Source organism: Ruegeria sp. THAF57, from assembly GCF_903914075.1.
Taxonomy (GTDB): Bacteria; Pseudomonadota; Alphaproteobacteria; order Rhodobacterales; family Rhodobacteraceae; genus Ruegeria.
Genome location: NZ_CAIWNQ010000007.1, coordinates 30,296 through 56,169 on the forward strand (window position 1 = coordinate 30,296; position 25,874 = coordinate 56,169).

Genomic DNA, 25,874 nt, shown 5'->3' on the forward strand with positions numbered 1-25,874 from the left:
TGCTGCTCTGCCTTTAGTGAGCGAATACTTTGGGCTCTAGGCGGCCGCGAAAAAGTATTCAGCGAGTGTCTTCTACCTTGCGGACAAACCATTCCTTTTTCCTACCAGGCAATTCTTAGTGGCCACGTTTTCACTTTCGAAATAGTGAATGCGTTGCGCAACACCATAGAAGTTTGATCCATTGGCGGTCTTAACTAACGAATTCAAATGCTGTTGTATCTGTATACGTTAGTTCACCGAGAGGATAATATTGGCACTTAGCGCTGGTGATATCGCATTTGTGGGTTGGGATTCCGACAACGAAAATGTCGCTTTTCTGACGACAGCGACAATTTCTGCCGGCGAAGTAATTTATTTTACTGACACAGAATGGAACGGGACTGAGTTTGCTCCTGGCGAACAGGTTATTGAATGGACTGTAACAGAGGACATTCCGGCCGGTCAGGTTTTCACCATTGATATGACACCTTTCAATCAAGGTGGACCGGATGCGGAGATAGTAGAGGGTTCGTCACCCTCGGGAGACCCGGTCGGATCAGTTGACTATCTTCGCGGTGGAGGTCTGCTCGCGCAAAACAATGAACAACTCTGGGCTGTACAAGGTACGTATGACGGCACAAAAGTTGTTCCTAATCCTGACGGGTTCATTTCAGTAATTTCGAATGAGGACGTAGGTGTAAATGGAGGCCCAATCTTAGATGGAACAGGTCTAAATTCTACAAATGGAGCAGTAACGATTGCAGGGGATGAAGACTTTATGGTCTTCGACCCAACTACCGCTCTGAATGGCAACACCTATACCGAACCTCCAGAAGTTCTCAGAGAAAATTTGCTTTCACTTATTGGAGATCCTGATAACTGGATCACTGACGACGGTGGGGGGGACCAGAACCCGGGAGGTGGTTTCACATTTGATACTGGCGGCTCTGGCGCGCTTCCCACGCCACTGGCCGACGACCAAGTTACAACGTTGTACTTTACTGGTTCGCAAGTGGCATTTGTCGACGCAATTGACGACGTGGGATTTGGCTCAAGTCAACTGTCGACCTCCTTTACATTTGAAGCCACCGACCTGATCGAAATCGATATTGTTAGCGGCGACATACAGGGCCCTCCTTTGGAAGGCGAATTCGATTACAGCCAAATCATTTTTACTCGCGTGTCCGTAATTCGAGACGGTATTCAATACGACCTCGATGTGAATGACGGATCAAAGATCAAGGAAACCGGGGGCGCTGATAGCGGCACCAAGGAGCAAGGTGACTCGTTTTTCACAACCAATGACGATGTTACACTGGACGACCCTGAATTTGGTTCGAGCATAAGCGGTACTTTGGCTTTCTCAATTGACGAGACCTTCATTGACACCGATGGCAATTCAGTTGACCCGATAATTCCAAGATCTCGTCCGGATCTGGATACAAATGGTGATGGGGATCCTGATGGCGGAACGGTCTTTAACAACGAAAACTTCAATATTGGAACCGTTCTATCTCCTCCGCCCATACCTTGTTTCGTGAGAGGCTCATTGATTGAGACGCGTGAAGGATTACGACCGGTTGAGGACTTGAAAGTTGGTGACTACGTTCTCACGCATGACAACGGTTTGCGGCAGATCCGTTGGATCGGCAAAGTCACAGTTCACGCAATTGGAAAACTGGCCCCTATAGTTATTGCTAAAGGGGCTCTAGGAAATTCTCGGGAGCTGCGAGTTTCACCAGAACATAGAGTGCTGTTATCTGGTTGGAAAGCCGAGCTATTGTTCGGGTTGGATGAAGCCCTTGTTGCTGCAAAACACCTTTGCAACGGGGACACGATCTATAGAAACCGAAGCGCCGAGCCGGTTGAGTATTTTCACCTGATGTTTGACCAGCATGAACTATTGCTTTCTTCAGGTGTTTGGTCGGAAAGCTACTATTTCGATCCTCATCGCACCGAGTTTTTTTCTTCGCCAATGGACGCGGAATTAAGCCGCCTCTTTTCTGAACAGAATCATTTTGTGCAGCGAATAAAAGTCGTTCGTCCAACGTTAAAAGGTTTCGAAGCAAAGGCTCTATTTTAGTTTTATTACTGAACATAAGACAATTGACTGCTTTGGGCTCGAAACAGCTATTCGCTACAGCTTGCATGAATGTCCGCTATGCGGACAAAGCCGCCAATCGTGCTCCTGCAATTGTTGCTGACGCACCATTTGCTCGCAGATACGGCACCATTCACGATGCAGTGCAACTGATGTCTCAAGATCGGACGTTTGTTGGTTGAGATTTGACAAAAACCGAAACCGAACATTCGCCGCAGCCATAGGCTAGAGTTTAGACAGTTGATCTCACCGTTTACTAGCTGCAGCACTTTCTGGCGTACTATCTCGCCCTAACGAAAAAGAGCCTGCATTCGCCAATTTCTCAACGTCAAGACTGCCACCCAGCCTGCTTAAGCTGAGTCATCAGGTTCTCAGCGTCCTCCGGATTGCGAAAGAGTTTGTACATGAACTCTTCGATCCGGCTGTCTGGCCATGCTTCTTCATATTCTATCATGTGTTTGCGGGCTTCGTCGGTGCGACCTGCGGCTTGCAAGGAGGCAATGAGGTGAGCCGTATTGATCTCGCTCACTGGCTCGCCAGAAGCCGCCGCCTCCAATAGATGGTCTATGGAATCCTGGTAGTCACCCAAATAGAAAAACGTATTTCCAAGCACATTACGCCACGGAAAGCGAGATCCAGCACGACCTGAATGGATTGCAGGATCAGCACTTACTTTGGCCCTTTCAAAATCTCCTGAGAAAAAGGCGACGATGGCATCAAACTCGCGAACAATGAGGTCATTAGGGTCAAGCTCGACGGCCCTCGTAGAATACCGGTTGGCTTCGTCAAATCTCCTCTCGAACATCAAGAGAAGCCCCATAGCCGATTGGCTCCAGGCCTCCGATGGGGCGAGGCGCAAAGCTTCTTCTGCATAGTAGCGGGCTTTTGCCAGAACCTCTTCTCGTTGAGGCCCTTCTGGTGCGAGCCCGCCGAACATTGCTGCGGCTTGAGCCGCACCGGCGTAGCCTCCGTGGTAGTCAGGACTAAGTTCTATTGCTTTTTCGAACAAAGTGAGCCCGGCCTTTAGCCTTGTCGGTTGGGTAGCCGGAAAAAGCAACGTTTGCGCTTCTTCTGCCAGGTTCTTAGCCTGCAAAGCAGTTGGCGACATCTCGAACAATACTGCGCGTTCAGCCTTTTGGCGTTGAACTTCATCGGCCCGATTCAGTGGGGGAGAATCAGTGTTCCGCGTTCCGAGGAAAACAGCTGCTGGAACAAGAAGCGCAACAACAACTACCCCAGAAAACAACGCGACGCGGCGTTTTGGAGGCGCCGCGTTTGGCCGCTTGGCTGTCCGCGACACTCTTTCGAACTGAGGAGAATACCCGCCTTTAGCAATCTCAATGCGCAGTGGGTCTGCTGCACCCTCTTCTGAATAGTATGCGCTTAACCTACGTCTCAGGCGGCCTGCATCGACGCGAACAACATTGGCTGTGGCGATGTCTTCCTGCGATCGTCGGTCATAAACATCCTGGGCAATCCGCTTGCCAAGGATCTTATCGCCGCGCCCTTCAACGCTTTCTGTCACCACATAGCTCAGGAATTCGCGCAGGCGGTCAGCGCCAGAAAACTCCTTGCTGGACAACACGCTCTCGAGCGCATCCAAAACTTCTTGCTTTGCTGGAAGATTCGGAGAGTTTTCTTCCATCACAAGCCTCCCCTCAATCGGCGCGTTTCAACGTGTTTTCTGTCGGTTACCTCACATTTGTAACCGTTACATGCTGTGAAATCCTATATCTAATTGCCGTTCAGCGTTAGTCAAAACCCGAGCGGAAATAGGGGAGGACCGCATTGGATATTGAGGCGCTTTGGGAAGCAGGTCTATCCGAGTGTTTCGCGGGTGAATTCGATCGGGTGCGCACACTGTTTACCCGTGATGAAAGCTTCGCGGAAATGTGCCGCGACTTTGTAGAGATCAACGCGCTGGCGGTTTCAGCGCGCTCGACGGATCAGCACGTACACGACTGTCTTAACGGCCTCAAAGACGAGATTCTAACGCATTTTGTGAATTCGAGGCCCTGAAGCGGCCTGAACCACTTGAAGGCAAAAACAACGGAGTGAAAATGAAACTGACCAAACTCGCGATCGCGCCTTTAGTGCTTGCTGCTCAGCCATTGCTGGCACAAGAAGCGCCGATTAATCATGACGCTGAATACTATATCCTGCAATCGCAGCGCAGCGCGCAGTGGGCTGAGGATGATGCTGCCGTTGATGATGCGCTGGCAGGTTTTCGCGAAGCGAACGGCGGCAAGGCGCCAAACATCATCAGTGTTCTGATTGATGATTTGGGCTTCGGCGACATGGGCATCCCGGAACTGAATGCGCTGCGCGGATATGAAACGCCAAACATAAACGATTTCTCGGATGAAGCGATGCGTCTGGTGCGCATGTACACCGAGCCGTCCTGCACCCCAACCCGTGTTGCACAGATGACTGGTCGCCTGCCAGTCCGTATGGGAATGGGCGACACTGCGGTTGATATCGCGGGCTTTGGCCTGCCGGGTGATGAAGTCATCCTGCCGGAAGTTCTGAAGCAGGCCGGTTATGCAACCAGTCACGTAGGCAAGTGGCACATGGGTGACATTGCCGAGAGCTGGGCCATGAACCAGGGCTTTGATTATGCCCAAATGGCAGTGCACCAGCAGGGCCAGCTCACAATCTTCAACGACGACGCCATCAAAGAGGGCGTGTCTGTCGCGAACAATGACTACCTTCCAACCTATACATTGGACGCATTCTTTCGTCCCGACGCATCGCACATGATGACCGTCATCGAAGGCGAAGCCGGAGGCCCGATCCGCGAGATTCGGATGGAAGAAGGGGAGCGATGGAACGCCGCCAAATATGGTGAAATGAACCAGGCATTCCAGGACAAAATGATGGAAGAGCTATCCCGCCTTGCAGGCGGGGAAGAGCCGTTCTTCCTACAATACTGGCCGATGCTGCCGCTGGACAACACACGAACCGGCCGCGAGGGGCCGCAGTCGCCGAATGGGGGTCTTTATGCGGACAAGATGCAGCTCGTCGACCGTTGGCTGGGCGATATGTTTGATGAAATGGAGACGCTGGGCATTGCTGAAAACACCATCGTTGTGGTGATGGGCGACAACGGCCATTTCACCAAGTATTCTCCGCAATCCGGCTATACCCCTATGATTTTCCGTGGCGGTAAAGCCGATACGACCGAAGGGGGTGTACGTACAGACGCCTTTATCCGCTGGCCCGGGATGATCGAGGCGGACAGCATGCTGAATAGCATCATCCATGTTTCTGATATCTATACAACGCTGGCACGCTTCGCCGGGGCTGACGAGTATATCCCACGTGACCGGCTTGTAGATGGTGTGGACCAAACAGCGTCAATCTTGTTCGACGACGAGCAAAAGGGACGCCGTGACCATGTCATCATCTATTCCGACGATAAGCCAAAGGCCATTGTCAAGGATCAACTGAAGCTGAAGCTGCCGCCTCCAGGTGAGAACCCGATCGTAGCGAAGTTCTACAATCTCTACCATGATACACGCGAGGAATACTCAGTTTCGACAGAAGTCGGCGCATGGGGTGGCCAAGAGTTCGTGCGCATACTAGCTCGGCATAAAGCGCGTAAGGAAAACTTCCCGGACGCACCCCCCGCTTTTGGGATGCCGTACGAAGGGGTTGAGAACATTCGGCCCGAAACGCAAGAAGCCGTGGATGCCTTCATCATTCGCAAGGAATCTCCCAATCAATAACAGATTTCCGGTGGCCCTGATCCTGGGCTGCCGGACATTTATTTGCCACACAAAGATGGAGAAGTTGTTTGAAACAGCTCTTTAGCACTACCGCGTTGACGGCGGTCATGGCTTGTGTCGCAGGGCCGTCCCTTGCTGATCAAAACAGTTGGGATTTCCGCGCGTTTATCTATCTCTGGGCGCCTGAATTGGGTGGTACCACGGTCACCGGTGAAAGCATGACCGTGAGTTTCTCAGACTTACTTGATAACCTTGATTTCGGTCTGATGGGTGCTCTTGAAGCGAATAATGGGCCGATCTCAATATTGGGGGATTTTCAGTACCTGGATGTAAGCGCAGATCAAGACAGCGCTGTAGGACCCGGCATCCCTGCTAGTGCAGATGCCGAAGTTACTGGTTTCGTGTTCACTGGCTCCGTAGGGTATGACTTCAGGCATACACAGGATGGTCAGTTGGTCGGTTTTGGTGGCTTCCGTTACCTCGACATGGACACAACTGCGAACCTGGCCGTTGGCAATGGTTCACAGCGCGTTTCCGGGTCAATCTCCAACACAGATGCCATCGTAGGCGTGCGAGGCGTCTTCCCCATAGCAGATCGTTGGGCTTTTTCATTCATAACCGACGTCGGCGGGGGTGATAGCGATCTAACTTGGCAAGCAGGCGTTACGTTCGACTATCAGATCAACAATTGGAATCTGAGTTTCGGATATCGCCATCTCGACTGGAATATCGGGAATTCAGATGTTGTGAGTGATCTATCTTTCTCTGGGCCCATAGTTGGCGCGAAGCTCTCGTTCTGATGACGTAGAAGAAACAAGAACAATCGTCTCCCAAATATTGGAACCCGCCTGAATGGCCTTCCTATTGCCGACAGAGTTGATTGGATGATGAATACCTGATGAGGCACAATAAATGCTGATTGTCTTGGCACTGTATTTCGGGCTCGCCTGGCTCGTCTTCTCAAAGCTCCGCCTGTTACCTTGGAACGCTGTCTCCAAGACAGTCATCTATGGTGGCAGCATTCTCATCGCGTTGGTTGTCATCGGAGCATTGAACCATACGACACCGACCGGAACGGCATCAGTCCAAGGCGCGGTGATCAATATTGCGCCCAACGTCTCGGGTCCGGTGACAGAAGTGGCTGTGAAGCCCAATCAACCGGTGACCAAGGGCGATGTCCTCTTTCAGATAGACAATACCGAATACTCCGCAGAGGTGGCACGGCTTGAAGCGGCTCTTTCTTCTGCGCAGGCTGAAGCGGACCAGCTGGGCCATGACCTAACCGCAGCCGAGGCGGATATCGCATCACTCGAAGCCCAACTAACCTTCGGCGTAGCGCGTCGCGACGATATCATCCGCCTCGCAGATCGCGGTGCATCGTCGGAGTTCCAGCTGCAGGAGGCCGTTTCCACGATTGAGCAACTTGAGGCGAACCTGCGCGCGGCGGAAGCACGAAAAGCGGGCCTTGAGAGGCGTATCGCAGCGCAGGTGGACGGCGTTGATGTTGGTGTAGTTGAAGCGGAAAACATGCTGGCTCAGGCACAGTGGGCGCTTGAACAGACAGTCGTTCGCGCACCCGCCAATGGTTTGGTGACCGGGCTGTCACTACGGCCCGGCAACAGGGTTACGACATTGCAGGGCGCGATTAATTTCGTCGTTCCGGATGATCGCGTCCTGATTGCGACCTTGCCGCTGAGCAGCCTTGGGAATGTCTCCGCAGGTGACAAGATCCGGATCGCGATGCGCAGTGCTCCGGGCCAGGAGTTTGAAACAACCATCCGCGACATTCCCCCCGCAACAAGTGAAGGAGCGCTTGATACGAGGAGTGGCCTCCCCTCTCTCCGTGAGCTGGCCGGGTCATCTGAATACATCGTGATCGCAGACATTCCGGGCGACCTGAGTGACAAGACGACAACGCTTGGGGCGTCAGGCACGGCCCTTGTGATCACCGAAGGGGCCGGAGCGATTTCCGCGCTGGCAGAAATCCTGTTCTGGATCACAAAGAAGCTGAACTACCTATGATCAAAGCGATGCAACAAAGGTATGTCTATGTCGGTAACGAGTAGGTCTTGCTGTGCCCCGAGTCCTCAAAAAAGTGCGAACGCAGGAATATTCGCGCTGAGAGCCAGTGCCGCAGCGCCGATGCTGGATGGGACAGTAGAGATCCTGGGCGGTAGTCCGATTGTCGGCACCTCACACCCATAGATACCTGACGATGGAGAAGAGACGCGTCGCTCCAAGCCTCTCAAGCCGTTTCGCATTGGTGGGGGGGCGCGATGGCATCGTCAGCAAGCCACGCTGCCTCGTCTAGAACGTCAGTGTCGGCAGTGAAGCCACGGGCCTGATCGGTTGCAGGTATCGAGACAACGCGCCCGCCACTGGCAGACTCCATTTTGCTCATGGTGGAACGGTCTATCTTTGGGTGAGCTGGGTAAAGGATGCATGTTTCCGACAACCGTTACCTTCACTTTAGATCAAAGAGACCTGCGACATATTCTGGACAAAATAAACCGAGCAATTCCTACAGGCCCCAGTTTCTTTAAGAGTCGCCGCTTAATTGCCCTGCGTGATTTACGCCGTGTTAAGAATAAGGCTTTGGTATATTCGGAGTAATCTCCAGCATGAATTGAGAGAAAAAGATATAATCTATTTACGTTATTGTTTCTAAACGCCTCGAGAGAGATGTATCTAAAGTTTGCGCGTTCACAAATCTCATGGAAGGCTGAAAATATTTCCCTTTTTTCTTTCTCGGATAGTTGAGCCTCAATAATTCGCGAGTGTCGAACCAGCCAAGATTGAAAATAGCTAATCGCCTTTTTGTCATTTTTCTTTTTCAATTCCTCAAGTATGCCAAGCGAGTGCGGAAGGAAAGAAGTGTATCTATTTCCTGATTCTACCGTCGTCTGCCCATCTCGATTAACACGGTGGAAGTACCCGGTTTGTGGCACCAAAACGGCTGACTTTGCATGGGTGCACACACTCCAATGGAAGGGATAGTCCTCATTGAAATGATCTGCCTCGGGAAATTTTAAGCCTTCCTTCCTCAGAAATTCTGACTTGTAGACTTTCCGCCATGGTTCAGGAGACAGAGCTAGCGCTTTTCTCGGGTCAATTGATTGTTCACGCCCCTTGTCCGCAGGCCAAACATCGAAATCGTACGCAGGAATCTTCTCATGCGTTTGCGCGTCGATACTCACATATGAAGAAATTGAAAAATCGGCGTCCAATTGCTTCAGAACAGACATCTGTTTTGAAAAATAACCTCGTTGAACCCAATCGTCGCTGTCCAGAAAGGCCACAAAATCTTTCGTAGTTTTTTGCAAGCCAATATTCGAAGGAATTCCAGCGCCACCAGGAGTATTAACCGGAAGTTTTATCAGAATTATTTTATTGTTTTGCTTCGATAAGTCTTCTACCACCGCTGCGGTGCTGTCAGTAGAAGCATCGTCCACCACAATGATCTCGTAGTCTTCGACACCTTCGTTGACGACACTACGGATCGCGAGCTCGATCCATTTTTCAGTATTAAATGACGGAATAATAACGGATAGAGACATCTTATCGAACCAAAATCTCTTCTGCGAGCAACGCGCTTGTCATTGCATTTCCATGAGAAAGGCCCAAGCTATCTACAAATGTCTTTTCGAGTTCGCGCGTTTGAGACAGTTTCAAAATATTGAACTTTGATTTGTAGAATGACAGACAGGATCTGAAACGGCTCCTGAGATACGCTGTCTCAAAAAACGCCCCGCCCCTATCGTTTTGAACGATAACTTGCACTGCAAAAACCAGGAAATTCAAGATATCATTGTAGCGAACATCTTCCTGGCGAAAGGCAACATCGTGGAATGAGGACACGATGTCAGAGTCCACATCCAATCCCAGGATTTTTGAAATGTTTAGTTTAATTTTCTTATCCACTTTTATCTGACCTGCTCGCTTATCGTTGTGACTGACACCGGCTTCATTGTAGTTATAAGTAAGCAGGTCCTGATCTACTCCAATAGCTGGTCTATTGCTTTCAATTACGAGTTTTGAAAAAAAATCATAGTCTGCACACGGCACCATATTAGGTGCAAATTCAATTTTCGTCTGAGCAAGGCAGCTTGTTCTGACTACAGCTGTAGGGGTCGGAATCGGGTTGTGGAACAAACAATCAACTTTTACTTTGCTCGGCTCCTCTGACACCCGCCAACGCCCTCCCGTTAACGCAACTCTGCAAGACGCACCGCATATGTCCAGAGACGGATCTCTGTCTAGGATTTCAATCTGGGTGCTAAGCCTGTCTTTGCGACAAACGTCATCAGCGTCCATAAAGGCGATGTAGTCATACCCTTGCTGGATTGCATTCCGGTTCATCCGGTTTCTGGTTTCAGCAGGCCCCTTGTTTCTATCGTTTTTGAGGGGGCGAACTCTTGGGTCCTCAAATGAAGAAGCAATCTCGAAACTTCCGTCTGTAGATCCGTCGTCACAAAGGAATAGATCAAAGTCCTCGTAAGTTTGCCCGAGAATGGATTGGACACTGTTTTTGAGCCACGGCTCGGCATTAAAGACAGGCATGCACACGGCCACCCGGCGTTTCCGCTCATTTGCCATATCGTCAGTTCCCACCACTCCTAGAAGGCCTTATTTTCCCAACACAAATGATCAGGATTGCAGTCAATCAACGATCAAACAACTTCGCTGATATTCTGCATTCGACCCTTCCTCAATATTGCTTAACTGGTTGGTGCGCAATGGCTTGTCAGCCTATTCGAAGCTGCAAAAACGAGAAGGCTAAAATTGTTAGAAACAGGTGCCGTTAGTTTTGAACAGGACAACCAGAGTTATATCCGATTGAATTGCAGTGCATGTGTAGTCGTGCGAGCACTTACACTCATCATAATACACCTTGTGTTCAACTTGCGAAGGGCAAAATTGCCACGCTGCGCGGGGCGCCGCTGACAAACGAAGTAAGATCTATTACCGCTCAGTCGCGTCAAGAGCCTTCCCTAAAACCGGGAGTTCCCTCTATCAGTGATACCCTAAGCTTGCCCGGCTTTTCAAACATTGACAATGTGTCACGAGCGTTGGATTAAAAGTATGTGCTAACGGACGTTGAGAAGAAACATACACACTGAGCATCAGGGCATCCAAGTACGCGCTTCAACAGGCAAGCTAAACCGAATAATTCAGCCACAGATATAAAAGAGCAGAGAAACAAATATGGATATTGCCGAATACTTCCGAGGGAAGCGCATTGTCATTACAGGAGGCGTTGGGTCCGTAGGCCGAGAAATTTTTGCTTGCCTAATTGAACTTGAACCAGAGCTGATCCGTGTAATCGACAACAACGAAAGTGCGTTGTTTGAAATGGAAATCGAATACCGGGGCAATAAGGGTGTCGAGTTCTACCATTGCGACATCACCGACGAACGAGAAATGAGTCGCACATTCTCTGACATGGACTTGTGTTTCCATTGCGCCGCTCTCAAGCATGTGCCGTCCTGCGAACGAAGCCCGTTCTCGGCGATCAACGTGAATATCCAGGGTTCCGAAGTTGTGGGTCGGGTTGCCATTGCCCAAGGCTTGGAGAAAGTTATTTTCACGTCCTCGGACAAAGCCGTAAATCCGACCAATGTGATGGGCACCTCCAAGCTGATGGGAGAGCGCTTGTTCACTGCCATGAACTTCCTTCGTTCAAAAAAGACGAAAACGGTCTTTGCCTGCACAAGGTTTGGCAATGTTCTGGGTTCACGTGGTTCGGTTGTCCCGCTGTTTGCTCAACAAATTGAATCTGGTGGTCCTGTTACAATCACTGATGAGCGAATGACTCGTTTCGTGATGACAATGAAAGAAGCCGCAGATCTGGTCATCGAAAGCATGATGCTGGCACGAGGCGGAGAGATCTTTATTACGAAAATGCCCGTGTTGAAGATTGTTGATCTGGCGCGGGTTATGATCGCTCGGCTCGCCCCAATCGCCAACGTGTCGCCATCTAGTGTGGAAACTAAAGTAACAGGGTCGCGACCTGGAGAGAAACTTTGGGAGGAACTTTCTACCGACGAGGAAAGCAACCGACTCCTTGAGAGTGAGAAGTTTCTTATCGTGCTTCCATCCGGACATACTTCTGAGCAGCGCCAAGAGTACAAGTATGATTGGATCACAACACAGCCAAGTACAATCATCTATCACTCGGATCGATCTGAGCTAATGTCGGATTCTGAAATTGATGACATGTTGCTGCGCGAAGGTGTTCTTCCGAACAGGTTGAGAAACCGAGCGCTCGAAAACCTCTAACACATTTCAACTCAACTATTTCGGGAGGATCCTTCCATGCGTGTTCTTGTTCTTGGCGGTGACGGCTACATTGGTTGGCCAACCGCAATGAAGCTTTCGGCGGCAGGTCACGAGGTGATGGCCGTAGACAATTATCTGCGTCGTCGCCTCATGATGGAAATCAACACTCCGGCCTTGTTTGATGTGCCAAATCTGCAAGAGCGGGCAAGGCTGTGGAACGAGAAATCTGGCAAGGACGTTTCAGTCCGCATCGGCGACCTGGACAACTGGGATTTTATCTCATCAGTTTTCGAAGAGTTTCGCCCGGATTCTATTATCCATTATGCAGAACAGCCTTCTGCTCCGTACTCGATGCTGGATCGCGCTGCGGCGCGCCTGACGCTTGATAATAATCTTGGCGCGACCTTCAACGTTATTCACGCAATGAACGAGTACACTCCTAATGCACACCTGGTAAAGCTGGGGACCATGGGCGAATACGGTACGCCGAACATAGACATCGAGGAAGGGTGGATCGAAATCGAGCATAAAGGGCGCAAGGGGACCTTCCTGTTCCCGCGCGCTGCTGGTTCTTTCTACCACACGACTAAGGTGCTCGACACCGACATGCTATGGTTCTACGTGCGGGTGTGGGACCTAAGGGTAACTGACCTCATGCAAGGTCCTGTCTACGGTGTTGCTACCGAAGAAAATGATAATGATGATGCTCTGTATTCCTTCCTAAACTATGACGAGGTTTTTGGCACTGTTTTGAACCGCTTCATGGTTCAAGCAGTGGCTGGGTATCCTTTGACGGTCTATGGTGCCGGAGGTCAAACGCGCGGCTATTTGCACCTCAAAGACGCACTTCAATGTGTACAGCTGGCCGTTGAAAACCCGGCTGATAAAGGCGAGTTGCGGGTATTTAATCAGTTCGTAGAAACTTTTTCGGTTAACGATCTTGCATCACGTGTACAGGCGTCTGGGAAACGCTTGGGGCTGGATGTGGAAATTCGCAACCTGGAAAACCCTCGCAAGGAAATGGAGGATCACTATTATAATCCTGCGCATACAGGTCTGCTTGATCTGGGCCTCAAGCCCAACATCCTGACAGACGACGTCATGGACGAGATGATGCAACTTACTACGCGTTACAAAGATCGGATTGTAGAGGAGCAAATCTTCCGGGGCGTCAAATGGAAGAAGTAGATTGGCTGGATGGCGAACGTATAAAGCTGATCAGCTTTGTTGGAGCCAAGTAGCAAAATCCGCACCGCGTGATTGCGAATTATCTGACCACAATAATAGAATTGGATAGCGACGAAGGTTGGGAGTGCCGCGCTCCCAAACCCGCTAAGTCACGTCGATGACGGACGCTACTTGGAAGTTTTGGCTAAGTGACATTCTTAGAATTGTTACGTCGCGCTTCTCTTTTTAAAGCAAAGAAAACTATTAACGGAATGCTTATCGGCGCTGTCAGAATAACGTAGGGAATTGCAAGAATGACGGAAACTTTCTTATACTTTGAGATCTTTCTCAGTTTTTGATCGTTCTGCTGGCGAAGGACTTTAATGTCTTCTTTAAGTTTGTTTTGACCTTTTTCTTTCCTCAAACGAAGCTTAGCTTCACGGTCTTCCAAGTCTTGTATCTTGATATAAAAGCGTCGTTCTATTTTTTCCTCAAGCAAATCCCGTTCCAGGGTAAGTTTGTCTATTACCTTTGCAAGTGAATCTCGTTCCAAAGTAAGCTTGTCAAATGCTTCTTGGTTTGCAAGTTGCTGCGTGCTTACTTCTCGAACACGGTGTTCAAGAATTTCTAGGTTTGCATTCATTTCCGGTGCTTCCTTTTCAGAAGTGTCTGCCAGGCAAGTAAGCAAGGCCAAACGCATTTCCTGTTCAACATCTAGAGAATTCGTGGGAACGTCAGGGTTCAGTCGGGAAATCTCGTCTGCCAAACAAGTCATCAGTCTGAAAAACTCTGGCGAGTTCCGATCCACAAGGTCAGCCAATCGGCATCTTTTCTTAAGGGTAAGTGCATCCACCACCTCTTCCACTTCTGACAACGCGGTCAAGTCAGCAGATCGGCTGTGGTCTAGGGTAGGGGTGAAGGCGTCCTCGGCTTCGCTTCGGCAAGAAGTTTTGTTCTGACCAATTAGATCCGCGAGAAATTCAATCTGCCCTTTAGAGTCAACTGCCCACCTCTCGTACGGGATGAGAATAGTGTCGTCTGGAGCATCACGTAGAATATAGTAGAGACGTTGGAGATAGCTTTTCCGGGCCTGATTCTTTGAGAAATTGTAGCTTCGCATGAGTGAGTTCAGCGTTTCGGCCGCACCTCTGGTCGCCCACACATAGTGTGACCTGACCCGTGCTTCGGATGCCGCCAGATCACACATTGGTAGATACTCCGACATAACTGGAATTTTGGCTATGAACCCCATGCGCCCGGAAGTCGCAGACCGCTGCAATAGATAGTCACTGAGTTCACATCGAGCGTGCTGCGTAGCGGGGTGCTGTTCCCAATTTTTTGGGCGAAAACCTTTCTTGTGACCAAGAGCAGTCTTTAAGTCATTCATTTGATCGCGCAACTGCATTGATTCACCAGTCCCGCGCAAGTTATTCGCGCTAGCTGGTACTGGATCATCGGGCATTTTTGCCCCCAGCTCCGAGAGGGCTTGGGTTGTCAGAGAAGTACCGCTCCGACCGGTGCCAATAACAAAAACCACTTGTGATGACATACTCGCCTCCCAGGGGCGTTAGAATACTAAAACGCGCCACCGCAAATGGCCCACCAATCTAGCATCATATTCTGTGAACGTAACCGTTTGTAAGACCGAACAGGGGTTAGAAGCCATTTTTACAGGTCTTTTCTTCAAGTCGACCGAATAAGTTGCCGCCGCAAAGAACTTCAGCGCGCAGGTCTTTCGCCATCCACGTGTGGTTTTTCACGTCGGCGTCTCGATAGACTACCATCGAGGTAGAATCTCCAGAAAACACCCGAACGCCACTTCTAATCAACCCTCCGATCCATTCTGAGTCGTTGGAGTTGCGGTATTTCATAGAGAAACGGGAAGAGACCCGTGCCTTGTCTGCTGAAAGCGTCGCTCCCGACACGTGTCCGCGCATCGACTGCAAGCGAAAGCAGCGATCAAAAACGATACTACGGGCAAACGTTTGACCTTCTCCGTCGAAGTAGAAATATGCCGATTGTCGTCCAACGACTTCGGACTGAGTTGAGCGAAAATATGCTATTGTCTCTTCAATGTAGGTTGCGCTGTAGAAATCGTCATCGTCCATTTTTGCCCAATAGCGACCGGAAGAAATTTCTATTCCCCGGTTGAGGCACTCACCGATATTTGCAGCTTCGGGCATGGCAAAGAAATGCTCATTTTCATTCATCTGGGGCAAGTCTTCTGGGATATTTTTTGAGTTAAAAATCAGAATAAGCTCTTTGTTCCGCCAAGTTTGTTTCCGAAATGTTTCCAAACACTGTTTTAGAAGATGTGGGCGTTTGGTCACCAAAATAGAACTAACGCGCGGAGTGTCGAAACCTATCGGGAACGGATCCTGGCCGAGCACCGCCGCGCGTTCTTCACTGTTCCAAACGTGATTTCGTACTATGTCCCGCATTAACCCGCGCCAACGCCGCTCGCGTTCCCATTCGCAACCGTAACGCCCCAGCAGTTCCATGAAATCGATCGGTCCAAAGATCTTGTCGAGGCTGGTCAGAAGCGCAGAGTCAGACCTCGGTTCGCCGAACAGAACTGGAATCGCACCAGATGCGATCGCGTCGATGGCAAGAGATTCAAGCATCGAGTCTGCCCGTACACTTTCGGCTGGTAGGAGTACGACACCGGACGCTTGGAGCATCTGGCGCTGCATTGCCCGGTTGTGCTCCCCAACAACCTTTAGGTAGCGCCCCCCAAGTCGCGTGTCCAGCGCGCCGCGGGTAAAGCCATAGTGGAACTCCGAGAGAGCTGTCTCGCCAGGTAGGGGTGCTGCGATCAGGTCGGCGAAGTCCGATTTTTGAAATACATCCGAAGCAGCCGGGCAGAGAATACGTCCGGGATCACGCCGGTACAAACTCGCTAATGAGCACGCGGCTAATTCGGTGGCACGGCGAACCTTAACAAATGGCGCGCCCAGAGCACCCCAGTCTTCATTTGATCCAGATTCCACTACAACTTTGTCGACGGCACATGCACATTCGGTCCAAACGCCCGCCGCTTCAGGATAGGTTGTAACCCAAAGGTGTACAGGAACATCAGCTGCTTTTGCCGCCGCCAGAAACGCCGCGCCTCGTTCAGGCAAAGCGCCGTCCAAACTTGAAAACGCTAAGGTCCAATCAGTTTCATCCGTGCCCGGCTCGCTACTGGAAGAGGTTTCCACAACAATTAAATCAAGGTTAAGGTACGTCAGTTGTTCGACGTGGCTTGTTTCTCGGAGCCAGAAGACCTTCGACATTCCAAAAAGACGCTCATAGCCTCTTCCTGATCCAATGAACCCAATTCTATGAAGTTTCGTCACCTCACTGCGAAGTTGTTTCATGCGGAGTTCAAAATCACTCTGTTCGCTGGCCTCAGTAAATCGAAGGAAAAAATCATTCCAAGCTTCATTGGGTGAATATTTTGACTTTAGGGCACTGATCTGGGTCTGGGGTGAATTTGCGATCAGGGCAGCCGTATCTCTTTCCAAGAGTAAACTAGTCTTCAATTGCCTTAGCTTCTCTGGGATTCTCTCTTGTGCAAATTCGAGCGCGCGGTCGGCATCATTTGATGACCAAAGCACTCCTGAGGCGGATAAATGGGTTCGCTTCAGTGCGATCTCTTTAGTTAGCGGATGTAATTCCATACGCACGGCGTCAGAGGGTGCCACAATGAAACGTGTCGCAAGTGCGGCGGTGTAGACATCGTCCCTAAAGTCGCCTGCGGGAAGCGTTTCAATTTGGAGTGGATCACCACCCAACTGGCCAGATTGTGCGCAAGTTGCGTCGTGACCAACTCGGCAACTAGAGCGATCAAAAAACCTTAGTTCGATAAACGATGTAGTAAGCTTGCCTTCGTTTTCGCCATCCGTTCTTTGCACTGCTAGTTTGATTTCGTAAATTTGCCCCGGAACGACATCAAAAACAGAAACGTTTTCGAGCGGTGCGTGGTCTATGTTCATCGGATTTCTTTCGTTAATTTCGGCGAGGGTCGCGGCAAGGCCCCACTACGTTGGTACATCCTATTTGTTTTGCCCTGGAGATTAAAGCAAACTGTCTTTGCTCTCAGTGGTTTGTCGGAGTTACTCTTCACGTGCTAGTAAGTTCAGCTGCTCTTGCGTAAATCAAGAGCTTAGAGGTATCTAGCCACACAGATAATTCTCGCCGACAATTCCCTGCAGGCACTACGTGGGGCTGCCTTGTTTGGTGCCGTGACCTTCAGGGTCGAGCGATCCAGATCGATCCCTTGCCGGGCATAAATCTGGGCCTGGCGATATAGTGGCGTGTGATCCGCGTATTTCGAGACGATCACATGGGCGATGGGCGCCTCGCTCGGAAGCGCGCCGGGGATCAGATGCGCCGGAGTCGGAGCCTGAACGATGCCCTCTTTGCAGGAGCGGCAGGCATACTTCGGGCGGAGGGAAACAATGACCCGGAACTGAGCCGGAATAATATCGAGCCGCTAGCTGACATCCCCGCCAATGACGTGCCGTTCAGAGCCACAATCGCAGACCGTGCTTTCCGGCTCGATCGCCTCTTCGATGCGCTGCAGATGTTTCGGCAACGCCCCTCGGTTGCCCCGGCGCAGTCGAGACTTTCGTCCGAAAAGCCGGTCATCAGTAAGCTTTGTCCCAACCCCACCTTCCTGAAGTCTGCCTGATCTGCGATTCCGGTGCGGAGTGTAGATTTTGGTTGGAGGTATTTATGGGAGTCCATCGGGAGCTACGATTGGAGTCCGTTGCGGAAACTCTGGTTCCTGGGGTGACTGTGAACGAGGTCGCCCGCCGTAGCCGGGATGCGGCCGAACCATTTGTTTGAATGGCGTCGTCTGGCGCGGGAAGGTAAATTGGTGGTGCCGAATTTGGCCGGTGCGGATCGTGGTGGCGACGAGGCCTGTGGATTTCCGTAAGGGTCATGACGGGCTGGCGGCATTGGTGCAGAATGAGCTGCGTAAGGAGCCTTTCACCGGGGCTGTTTTTGTGTTCCGCTCGAAGCGCGCCGACCGGTTGAAGCTTCTGTATTGGGATGGCACCGGGTTGGTGATGACCTACAAGCGGCTTGAGGAAACGACCTTCACCTGGCCCGCGATCCGGGATGGTCTGATGTCACTGAACCACGCCCAGTTCGAGGCGTTGTTTGCCGGGCTGGACTGGCGGAAAGTGAAGGCGCTGTCGGCGCGTCCGCCGGCTGCGGCGGAGTGACTCGTGTCCTCGTTTGGGCGGGTCCCCGAACCGACCTTCCGTATTGAAACGTCGCCCAACAACGAAACGTGGGGCTGGAAACAGGAAGGGGACGCCGGGTCGCCTGAACGGTGGGCGGAACTGGCACTGGTCCGCGCCTACATGATCGAACGCGGTCTGACGGACGCGCTGCACGACGCAACCAGGTATCTGCGTCTGCCTTGGGGCCACAACTCAAAGCCCAAATACAAGGACAGCAAGAACCGCGCGCCTGCGGTGGGCTTCACGGACTGGCATCCTGACAGGGCAGTCAGTTTGGACGAGATCGGACGCGTTCTGATCGGCGGGGCCGACTGGCGGCAAGCCGAGGTGCCTCTGGCCGCGCAGACGTCCAAGGATTTGGCTGCTCTTGGTGTCGGCGCGCGTCCGCGTGACGCGTCTATGGACGACGCCATTGTGCGCATGGCTGAAATCGTGGGGCTTGAGCCGCGCGAACGCACGAGGGGCGTGATTGACGCCATGTGCCCGAACTGGCAGGCGCACGGCGACCGGGCAGAAACCGGGTTTAGTTTCATCGGCTCCGATGGGGCGTGTTTCTGTAACCATGCGTCCTGCGACAACATGCGGACACCTGATTTTCTGGCGATGGTGCGGACGCAGTACGAGGACCACGTATCGGCGCTGATCGCCTCCGGTAAGAACGACGAGAACCTTTCGCCGTCGGCGTCTGGGTTTGAGGCGGGCGTGGGCTTTAAGACCGACGACGAGACAGCCCGGCGGGTTGTCCAAGCCGAGGCCGAGGCAATGGCGTCCCGCAATCAGCGCCGTCGTGAGCAAGCCGCCGAGGACCACGAAGACGGTCTTATGCGTCTGGCGTCGAGGTTCATCTGGGTGAAAGGTGCGGAAGCGTTCTTTGACAAAGAGGAACGCGCCTTTTACAGCCCTACGGGTATTGCCCGGCACGAAGCCGTCACAGAAATCATCCCAGCGGGATCGACGGGGAAGAAAGCCGCTGCGAATGTGCTCGCAAACCGCAACGACCGCACGGTTGCGGTTGGCCTCGCGTATGTGCCGGGCGCATTGGAAACGTTGGTCGAGGTGGAAACCGAGAACGGTATTGCCGCGCCCCACGTTAACACGTGGGTGCCGTCACGCTACGGAGCGGTTCAAGGCGCCCCAGATTTGTGGCTGCGGGCAGTTGAGCACGTGCTGCACGACGGCGTGTATCGCGAGTGGTTCTTGAACTGGCTGGCATGGATCGTCCAAAACCCTGCCGGGCGGACGCCGATTATCCCGCTCCTGATTTCGGGCCAAGGGGTCGGAAAAGATACATTGCTACGCCCCATCCAGCAACTCCTGGGGACGCACAATTGCACGAGCGTCACGACGGGACAGATCACCGGGGCATTTACCGAATTCCTGCGCAAGCGCCTCCTGATCTTGCAGGAGGCGAAGTTTGATGCCGGGGGCGCAGCCTACAATCGCGTGAAAGACTGGACCGGCAACGCAACCGGGTGGGTAGAGGTCAACGAGAAGTATCGGCGCCCCTACCGCCTCCGCTTCACCGGTGTGTTTATCGCCCTCTCCAACGACGAAGGGGCGGTCAAGGGCATTGACCACGACGACCGGCGCTTCGCACCCTTCATTTCTGACGCTGGCCGGTTGGACGCGGTGTTCTCGCCGGCGGATCACGCGGCCTTGGACAGCGCGGATGAAATCGGGCGTGTCCGACAGTTTCTCGAAGGCCGCAGCTTGTCCGGGTTCAACCCGCATACAGCACCGAACGACGCGTCGGGGTCGAAATCCCGGATCATCGCCGCTGGTATGCCTGCCGCCGCGCGTGCTGCCTATGAACTTGTCATGAACGGACCTTTCGCGGAGCGCGAAATCATCGCTTTTGATGAGGTTATGTCAGCTATGCAGGGGGTTGCTTCGCGCGCTGCGGCGAACTCCGCGACCTGGGGCAACGTCCAAGCGGGCCTCGCAGCGGCAGGTTGCCTGCGTATCCGTCCGCGAGGAGCAGACCAAGTGAAGATCAGCGGGCGCAACGTCCGGCTATGGACCGGTCCCAAGGCATCGGCTTGGTTGACCGATGTGCAGGCACACGGGACGGCTGCGCCCAAGAAATTTGCAGACGCGTATCAGGCCGATTTTGATAAGGCCCTCAGGGCACTGACAGCGGCGCTGCCGGGCGGCGCATAGTGAGCCGTTTTACCTACAAAAATCAGTCTCGATTTTTTCGGTTAAGCCTCGGAAAATCGAGACTTTTGCCAAAACCTTCCCGGGCGCACGCTCACGGGTGCCGACCGCAGGGGCTGACCCACTCAGCCTGTGCAGCTATTGGATTGCTTGCAACGGCAAAGCACGCTTCGACGCGGCAGTGAAGCAAATGGGTGTCGTAGATACCTGATAGCCCCTACGCCGTTCAGCGGCGCTCACAGCGCCGCTGACACCTTATTACGTCCGCACACCAGCAACCAATGCCAGCCAGCGTTTGCACGCCTCTGCGTCCGCCGGGCGGGTTAGATAATCCCGCAGGGTCCGTAGCACTGCCAGTTGTCTCGCTTCGCCTTCCGTCGCGGCCATGATCGGTTCCAGAACGGCCGCATTCTCACGATACACCCGCGACAGATCCGCGAACTCATCCTCACCGGCAGGCTGCATCCGTGGGCGTCCGGGGCGTCCGTAGCCTTTCCCGCGTTGGACTTTGGGTGCTTTTGGCCGGTCCGGCAACACGCGCCGCGACGCACCCGCCTCCTGCCCGGCGCCGACCGCCCACGTCCGAGGCGCAACGTCGGGTTTTGAGGCACGTCCGCTAACATCTGTCGGACGCGGTCCCGCGTCTGCGACTCGCCGGGACAAGTCCTGCGTCAACGCTTTATGCCAAGCCGCCCCGTTTTGCCGGTCGATTTGCATTCGCCGGTAGCGCCAGCGCAGCCAATCGGCCACGGCAGGAGGCAGCGTGTCCACGTCCACTGCGCCAAGCGCGTCGCGAAATGCGCTTTCATGCATGCCCAAGTCAATCGTGCTGCCTGGCAACCACGGGTTTTTCTTCCATTGATCCCCTAGCCGGTTAGCGGCACGACGGGCTTCGGCACGGTTCCATTCCTCGGCGGACACACTGCCCGCTTCAAATCGGCGTTTCTGACGCTCTCGATAGGCACGCGCAGCGTGAGGTCCGCAATGGCTAAGGCACCGGCCTTGCTTGCTTTCCTTGACCGGGGGATTTGGGCAGGCCTCACCTGCTCTGAGGCGCGCGCCACAAGTCAAAACGTTTGGTCCACCCAAGCGGTAGCAGGCGCCCCTTTCGTGGAACAGGTTCTCGTGTTCTGGCGACGTGAAGTTCATTGATTTTGGCGATTGGTGCTTTGGCGCTCATGGGATGTGTTATGTAGTAACATAAATGACCCTATGACGCTACAAAACTCATATTAATTAGCGGTGCAGTTGATCTAAACGAACTCGTGAAGATTGAGGACACATCTGTGTCCGTTTTGTTCCGACAGCCGTCATTTACACCGTGTGCGGCGAATGACTGCTTCGAGCCCAGTGCGGTCTTTCGGTATTGAACAGGACGCCCGCTTACTGAAGTGACCTTATCTGAGCCTCGTTTCAACAATTCCCATTCCATGGGTAAGCAATGCCGCCGGCCACAAATCCTAGCCGCTCAAACGTGGCATATTTCGCTCCTAAGTTTGGTTTGGGCAATTGCCTTGAAAAACTTTTCTGCGAAAAAACACTGTAGATTGAACCGGGAAATTGGGAGACACGTATCGCTATCCGGGCGTTACCCGTCAGTCATCGAAGCGGAATTAGTTTCGTTTTGACGCAGTTTACCCAATCTCGGTTACGCACTTGGCCCGAAGATAGACCAGCCTGTGGCACGAACTGGTGGACCTGAGATCTATGCAGGCGAGGATATGGCTAGCGCGCATCGACACATGAAGATCAGCGGAGACGAGTTTGTCGCAGTATTGGACGACGCCGTGAACACACTAGAGGCAAACGACGTTGGTCAAGGGGAGCAAGAGGAGGTCTTGTGGGCAAGTCATTGGGATTTGAGTATTGCGTGAACGGAGTGCGCACAGAAAAGTGAAAATACGGTCATTGGATTATTTTTGTGTGGAGCAAGTATCGCCCGGGTCTTGTTGAACGTCCACTGATGGTACCAAATGACAGGAGGTTGAGAGAATTTTCTTGGTCTCATTCTTACTGTCGTACTGCGTACGATCGCAGAGGGAAAAAGAGGTGTGTTATATGGCAAAACTATCTGCAGGAACCTTCTTCCTTGCTGTGGCAGTTTCAGCCACTAACGGTGCGGCAGCCACAGCGGTGGAGTGTAGCAACGCCGGAGGGTTAACTGAAATGATAAATGGAGAAGTGGTATGTTCTTTTCCTAGCAAAACTTGCCCAAGTGAATGGAAAACATATCAGTCGCTCAGAAAATGGCGCCCCAAAACTTGTGGAGGCACGCAATGCACGGGCAAAGATGAATGCACAACGAAGCAGGGTTGGTCAACAAGTCCACCAATGTGTGTCTATGAGAGCGGTAGAAATTCTGAAGGCGATTGCACCAAGAGAAACAAATGCGAGGCGGATCGAGTTGTTCGGGTAGCCTGCACCAAATGAGTTTGAGGTGTTACTCCAGCCACCGGTGGCTGTTTCCTATGAACTGACGCCGTTGGGCCGCAGCTTACTCGAGATTCTAAAACCGCTCGTATTCTGGTCGCATGAACAGATGGACGAAGTCAGACAGTTTCGCATGCAGTTCGACCGCGAACAGGCAAGTTAACTTCAAAGCGGACCTAATACTGACAACCTCGGACGGCAGCTTTGTCCGCATAGCAGTCTTTCACGCCGAGTGCAGCGAATGTCTACTTCGAGCCCGAAGCGGCCATTGCTGAGCCTCAGGCCAACGTCCGCTTGTCGGCAGAGGCAGAAGCCATTGCATAAGCTCTGCCTCGACTGATCACCTGCTGAATATCTTCGTCATGACATCCATCGATACCTTCACTGCCTTGGGTTTGTATTAGATGTCCACATGAGAGATTTCATCACACTCCCGTGCCTCAAGCTCATTCGTTAGCTTTTCGACACACTGAGCTGAGTAGTGCGCTGTGGAGGCAATTGTGAAGTAGAAACGCTGATGTGAAGGCCCGCAAAGGCGCGTAGCCGCCAGGGTGTCAAGGCCAGCATTGTAAGCACAGTGCCATCCCGCGGATACATCAACCTGTGCTGCTTTGTTGGTGCTACTTCTGCATGAACCGTTGCCAGAGGCATTCCCGCCCTGAACAATGCCGAATTGTGAAACAAACATCGAAGTTTGGGAACCCGATTACCTCGACCCGCAGGGCGCTTCAAAATTTAGTGGTTTAGTCAAGCGCCCTAAGGCGTTTGAGAAGCGAAGAGGTGTCCCAGCGACCGCCCCCAAGTTTTTGGACATCCTTGTAGAATTGATCAACCAGCGCGGTCACAGGCAGACTTGCGCCGGTTTCGTTGGCTGTATCAAGACAAATACCCAAATCCTTGCGCATCCAGTCGACCGCAAATCCGTAGTCGAAATGGTCTTCAAGCATGGTTTCGTGTCTATTGTCCATCTGCCAACTACCAGCGGCGCCCTGGCTGATAACTTCCACAACGCAACGCCCCTCAAGGCCCGCTTTCTCGGCGAAGTGCAGTGCTTCGCTCAATCCCTGAACCAATCCTGCGATCGCGATTTGGTTGCTCATTTTTGTTAACTGCCCGGCGCCGCTCTCTCCGATACGCCGGCAGATTTTCGAATATACTTGCATGATAGGTTCGGCGGCGTCGTATACGGGCTGATCGCCTCCGCACATAATCGAAAGTACGCCGTTTTCTGCCCCTGCCTGACCGCCGGAGATTGGCGCATCTAAAAAGCCCAGGCTTTGTTCTTTCGCGGCAGTGTAAAGTTCGCGCGTAACCTTGGCAGAGACAGTCGTGTGGTCAACAAGTATCGCGCTCTGCGACATGCCATTGAATGCGCCTTCTGACCCAATGCAAACGTTTCGGAGGTCATCGTCATTCCCGACGCAAGTCATGACGAACTCTGCACCTTCGGCGGCTTCACGGGGTGTCGCGCGCGCAGAGCCACCATGTTCCGCCACCCACGCATCGGCTTTGGCGGTCGTTCGATTGTAAACCGTAACGTCGTGCCCCGCGGCCTTCAGGTGACCGGCCATCGGATAACCCATTACGCCTAATCCGAGGAAAGCTAGTTTTGCCATTGAAGTGTCCTATTCTACAAAAGGTCTTGGGGTGTTTTGCCAGCGAAGAACGCATCTAAGTTGTCCAGCGCGCGAAAACCCATGGCGTCACGGGTTTTCCTCGTCGCGCTTCCAATATGCGGTAACATGAAGATGTTCTCGTAAGCGGCGAACTTTGGGTTACCACCCGGTTCTGTCTTAAAACAATCAAGGCCTGCCGCAGACAGCTTTCCGGTTTCGATCGCGTCCAACAGCGCGTCTTCGTCAACAAGGGCGCCGCGGGCCGAATTTACGAGTATTGCTCCGTCCGGCAGTTCGGCCAAACGTTTGGCGTTCATCAGGTCAAGAGTTTCCGGGGTAGCAGGGCAATGAAGTGACAGGAAATCGGCGACTGGAAGCAGAGTTTCGATGTTTTCATGGTAAATTGCTCCGTTTTCCTGATCGGACGACAGGCGGGTACGGTTGAAATAATGGATTTCCATATCAAACCCACGGGCTTTTTCTGCGAATGCCCGACCCACGCGCCCCATCCCGATGATGCCGAGGCGCGCACCTGTGACTTGCTTGCCAACCATGAAAGATGGGCTCCAACTGTCCCAGGTGCCCGACCGCATCAGGCGATCGCCTCGAACCGCGTGTCGTGCCGCTCCGAGCATGAGCAGCATGGCCAATTCTGCCGTTGCATCAGAAAGGACATCGGGTGTGTTTGTCACCGCAATTCCTTTTGCCGCCAAGGCCGGAAGATCGCAGTGATCAACGCCCACGGAATGGTTTGCAACAATCTTCAAGCGCGGGTCTAGCTGCGACACGACTTCGCTTGAGAAATGCTCCGAATGGCAGGGCATCATTGCGTCGACTTTCGCACTCATGGCTATGATTTCTTCCGCAGTGCCGGGTGTGTCGGCCTCGTTGAGGATTACGTCATAGTCCCGGCGCGCGCGATCGACGGTTGCGTCGGACAGCCGGCGTGGAAGCCAAAGGACTGGTTTATCGCTCATTGGATCAGTCCTTTTTGATTGCGTCTTCCCATAAGTTGTAAAGCGCTAATGCTATGACAAAGACTGCGATGCACAAGAACGGCAGACCACCCCAAAACCCGGCAAATCCTGTCGAGATACTGTGCGCGAGACCAAGAACGAAAACCATCATCAGGCCGGTGCCTACTATGCCCATGAAAATGTTTGTCAGACGTGACATACGT

The 25,874-nt window shown here is 52.6% G+C and carries 20 protein-coding genes and 1 pseudogene; 10 read left to right on the forward strand and 11 right to left on the reverse strand.

Going from position 1 to position 25,874, the window contains the following annotated elements:
- Nucleotides 1-250: 250 nt before the first annotated feature.
- On the forward strand, nt 251-2,062 hold the full coding sequence (locus RUESEDTHA_RS15710) for a Hint domain-containing protein (protein WP_180887697.1): 1,812 nt from the start codon (nt 251-253) through the stop codon (nt 2,060-2,062).
- Nucleotides 2,063-2,408: 346 nt separating this feature from the next.
- Here RUESEDTHA_RS15710 and RUESEDTHA_RS15715 read toward each other — a convergent pair whose 3' ends face one another.
- Nucleotides 2,409-3,725 (reverse strand): tetratricopeptide repeat protein, encoded by a 1,317-nt coding sequence (locus RUESEDTHA_RS15715; protein ID WP_180887698.1) that lies wholly within the window; start codon nt 3,723-3,725, stop codon nt 2,409-2,411.
- 143 nt (nt 3,726-3,868) lie between these two features.
- Between RUESEDTHA_RS15715 and RUESEDTHA_RS15720 the strand changes: the two genes are divergently transcribed.
- From RUESEDTHA_RS15720 to RUESEDTHA_RS15735, 4 genes are all read left to right on the forward strand, one after another.
- Nucleotides 3,869-4,099, forward strand: coding sequence for a hypothetical protein (locus RUESEDTHA_RS15720; RefSeq protein WP_180887699.1), 231 nt, complete (start codon nt 3,869-3,871; stop codon nt 4,097-4,099).
- Between the two features lie 41 nt (nt 4,100-4,140).
- Nucleotides 4,141-5,808 (forward strand): sulfatase-like hydrolase/transferase, encoded by a 1,668-nt coding sequence (locus tag RUESEDTHA_RS15725; RefSeq protein ID WP_180887700.1) that lies wholly within the window; start codon nt 4,141-4,143, stop codon nt 5,806-5,808.
- 68 nt (nt 5,809-5,876) lie between these two features.
- The gene (locus RUESEDTHA_RS15730) at nt 5,877-6,608 is read left to right on the forward strand and encodes a hypothetical protein (protein ID WP_180887701.1); all 732 of its coding nucleotides are present in this window, start codon (nt 5,877-5,879) and stop codon (nt 6,606-6,608) included.
- Nucleotides 6,609-6,720: 112 nt separating this feature from the next.
- Nucleotides 6,721-7,830, forward strand: a complete 1,110-nt coding sequence (locus RUESEDTHA_RS15735) for an HlyD family secretion protein (protein ID WP_180887702.1) — start codon at nt 6,721-6,723, stop codon at nt 7,828-7,830.
- Between the two features lie 223 nt (nt 7,831-8,053).
- Here RUESEDTHA_RS15735 and RUESEDTHA_RS15740 read toward each other — a convergent pair whose 3' ends face one another.
- The 3 genes from RUESEDTHA_RS15740 to RUESEDTHA_RS15750 form a co-directional block, all read right to left on the reverse strand.
- Nucleotides 8,054-8,209 carry a hypothetical protein gene (locus tag RUESEDTHA_RS15740; protein ID WP_180887703.1) on the reverse strand — a complete coding sequence of 52 codons (156 nt, stop codon included), beginning with the start codon at nt 8,207-8,209 and terminating at the stop codon, nt 8,054-8,056.
- A gap of 73 nt (nt 8,210-8,282) precedes the next feature.
- Nucleotides 8,283-9,365: a glycosyltransferase family 2 protein gene (locus tag RUESEDTHA_RS15745; protein WP_180887704.1), complete on the reverse strand. Its 1,083-nt coding sequence runs from the start codon at nt 9,363-9,365 to the stop codon at nt 8,283-8,285.
- Between the two features lies 1 nt (nt 9,366).
- The gene (locus RUESEDTHA_RS15750) at nt 9,367-10,419 is read right to left on the reverse strand and encodes a glycosyltransferase family A protein (RefSeq protein ID WP_219635867.1); all 1,053 of its coding nucleotides are present in this window, start codon (nt 10,417-10,419) and stop codon (nt 9,367-9,369) included.
- A 594-nt stretch (nt 10,420-11,013) separates the two neighbouring features.
- On the opposite strand from RUESEDTHA_RS15750, the gene RUESEDTHA_RS15755 reads away from it, so the two are divergent.
- Together RUESEDTHA_RS15755 and RUESEDTHA_RS15760 are read left to right on the forward strand one after the other, a co-directional pair.
- Nucleotides 11,014-12,087: a polysaccharide biosynthesis protein gene (locus RUESEDTHA_RS15755; protein WP_180887706.1), complete on the forward strand. Its 1,074-nt coding sequence runs from the start codon at nt 11,014-11,016 to the stop codon at nt 12,085-12,087.
- Nucleotides 12,088-12,123: 36 nt separating this feature from the next.
- Nucleotides 12,124-13,275: an NAD-dependent epimerase/dehydratase family protein gene (locus RUESEDTHA_RS15760; RefSeq protein ID WP_180887707.1), complete on the forward strand. Its 1,152-nt coding sequence runs from the start codon at nt 12,124-12,126 to the stop codon at nt 13,273-13,275.
- A 184-nt stretch (nt 13,276-13,459) separates the two neighbouring features.
- Here RUESEDTHA_RS15760 and RUESEDTHA_RS15765 read toward each other — a convergent pair whose 3' ends face one another.
- From RUESEDTHA_RS15765 to RUESEDTHA_RS15775, 3 genes and pseudogenes are all read right to left on the reverse strand, one after another.
- Nucleotides 13,460-14,803 (reverse strand): hypothetical protein, encoded by a 1,344-nt coding sequence (locus RUESEDTHA_RS15765; protein WP_180887708.1) that lies wholly within the window; start codon nt 14,801-14,803, stop codon nt 13,460-13,462.
- Nucleotides 14,804-14,909: 106 nt separating this feature from the next.
- Nucleotides 14,910-17,231: a glycosyltransferase family A protein gene (locus RUESEDTHA_RS15770; protein WP_180887709.1), complete on the reverse strand. Its 2,322-nt coding sequence runs from the start codon at nt 17,229-17,231 to the stop codon at nt 14,910-14,912.
- 257 nt (nt 17,232-17,488) lie between these two features.
- Nucleotides 17,489-17,854 (reverse strand): annotated as a pseudogene (locus RUESEDTHA_RS15775) (IS66 family transposase zinc-finger binding domain-containing protein); the annotation flags it as partial.
- A 310-nt stretch (nt 17,855-18,164) separates the two neighbouring features.
- Here RUESEDTHA_RS15775 and tnpB point away from each other — a divergent pair.
- Together tnpB and RUESEDTHA_RS15785 are read left to right on the forward strand one after the other, a co-directional pair.
- On the forward strand, nt 18,165-18,470 hold the full coding sequence (tnpB, locus tag RUESEDTHA_RS15780) for an IS66 family insertion sequence element accessory protein TnpB (RefSeq protein ID WP_219635869.1): 306 nt from the start codon (nt 18,165-18,167) through the stop codon (nt 18,468-18,470).
- A gap of 3 nt (nt 18,471-18,473) precedes the next feature.
- Nucleotides 18,474-20,651, forward strand: a complete 2,178-nt coding sequence (locus tag RUESEDTHA_RS15785; protein ID WP_180887710.1) for a primase-helicase family protein — start codon at nt 18,474-18,476, stop codon at nt 20,649-20,651.
- A gap of 255 nt (nt 20,652-20,906) precedes the next feature.
- Here the strand turns inward: RUESEDTHA_RS15785 and RUESEDTHA_RS15790 are convergent, their stop codons facing one another.
- Nucleotides 20,907-21,797, reverse strand: a complete 891-nt coding sequence (locus RUESEDTHA_RS15790) for a hypothetical protein (protein ID WP_219635871.1) — start codon at nt 21,795-21,797, stop codon at nt 20,907-20,909.
- A gap of 1,288 nt (nt 21,798-23,085) precedes the next feature.
- Between RUESEDTHA_RS15790 and RUESEDTHA_RS21060 the strand changes: the two genes are divergently transcribed.
- Nucleotides 23,086-23,241 carry a winged helix-turn-helix transcriptional regulator gene (locus tag RUESEDTHA_RS21060; RefSeq protein WP_180887712.1) on the forward strand — a complete coding sequence of 52 codons (156 nt, stop codon included), beginning with the start codon at nt 23,086-23,088 and terminating at the stop codon, nt 23,239-23,241.
- A 580-nt stretch (nt 23,242-23,821) separates the two neighbouring features.
- On the opposite strand, the gene RUESEDTHA_RS15800 is transcribed toward RUESEDTHA_RS21060, so the two are convergent.
- Genes RUESEDTHA_RS15800 through RUESEDTHA_RS15810 form a run of 3 tightly spaced genes read right to left on the reverse strand, consistent with a single transcriptional unit; the run spans nt 23,822 to nt 25,870 of the window.
- Nucleotides 23,822-24,694: an NAD(P)-dependent oxidoreductase gene (locus RUESEDTHA_RS15800; RefSeq protein WP_170486371.1), complete on the reverse strand. Its 873-nt coding sequence runs from the start codon at nt 24,692-24,694 to the stop codon at nt 23,822-23,824.
- 14 nt (nt 24,695-24,708) lie between these two features.
- Complete coding sequence (locus RUESEDTHA_RS15805; RefSeq protein WP_170566152.1) at nt 24,709-25,671, reverse strand: D-glycerate dehydrogenase; 963 nt, start codon at nt 25,669-25,671, stop codon at nt 24,709-24,711.
- Nucleotides 25,672-25,675: 4 nt separating this feature from the next.
- A complete protein-coding gene (locus tag RUESEDTHA_RS15810; protein WP_170486369.1) occupies nt 25,676-25,870 on the reverse strand; it encodes a hypothetical protein in 195 nt (64 codons plus the stop codon).
- Between the last annotated feature and the right edge of the window lie 4 nt (nt 25,871-25,874).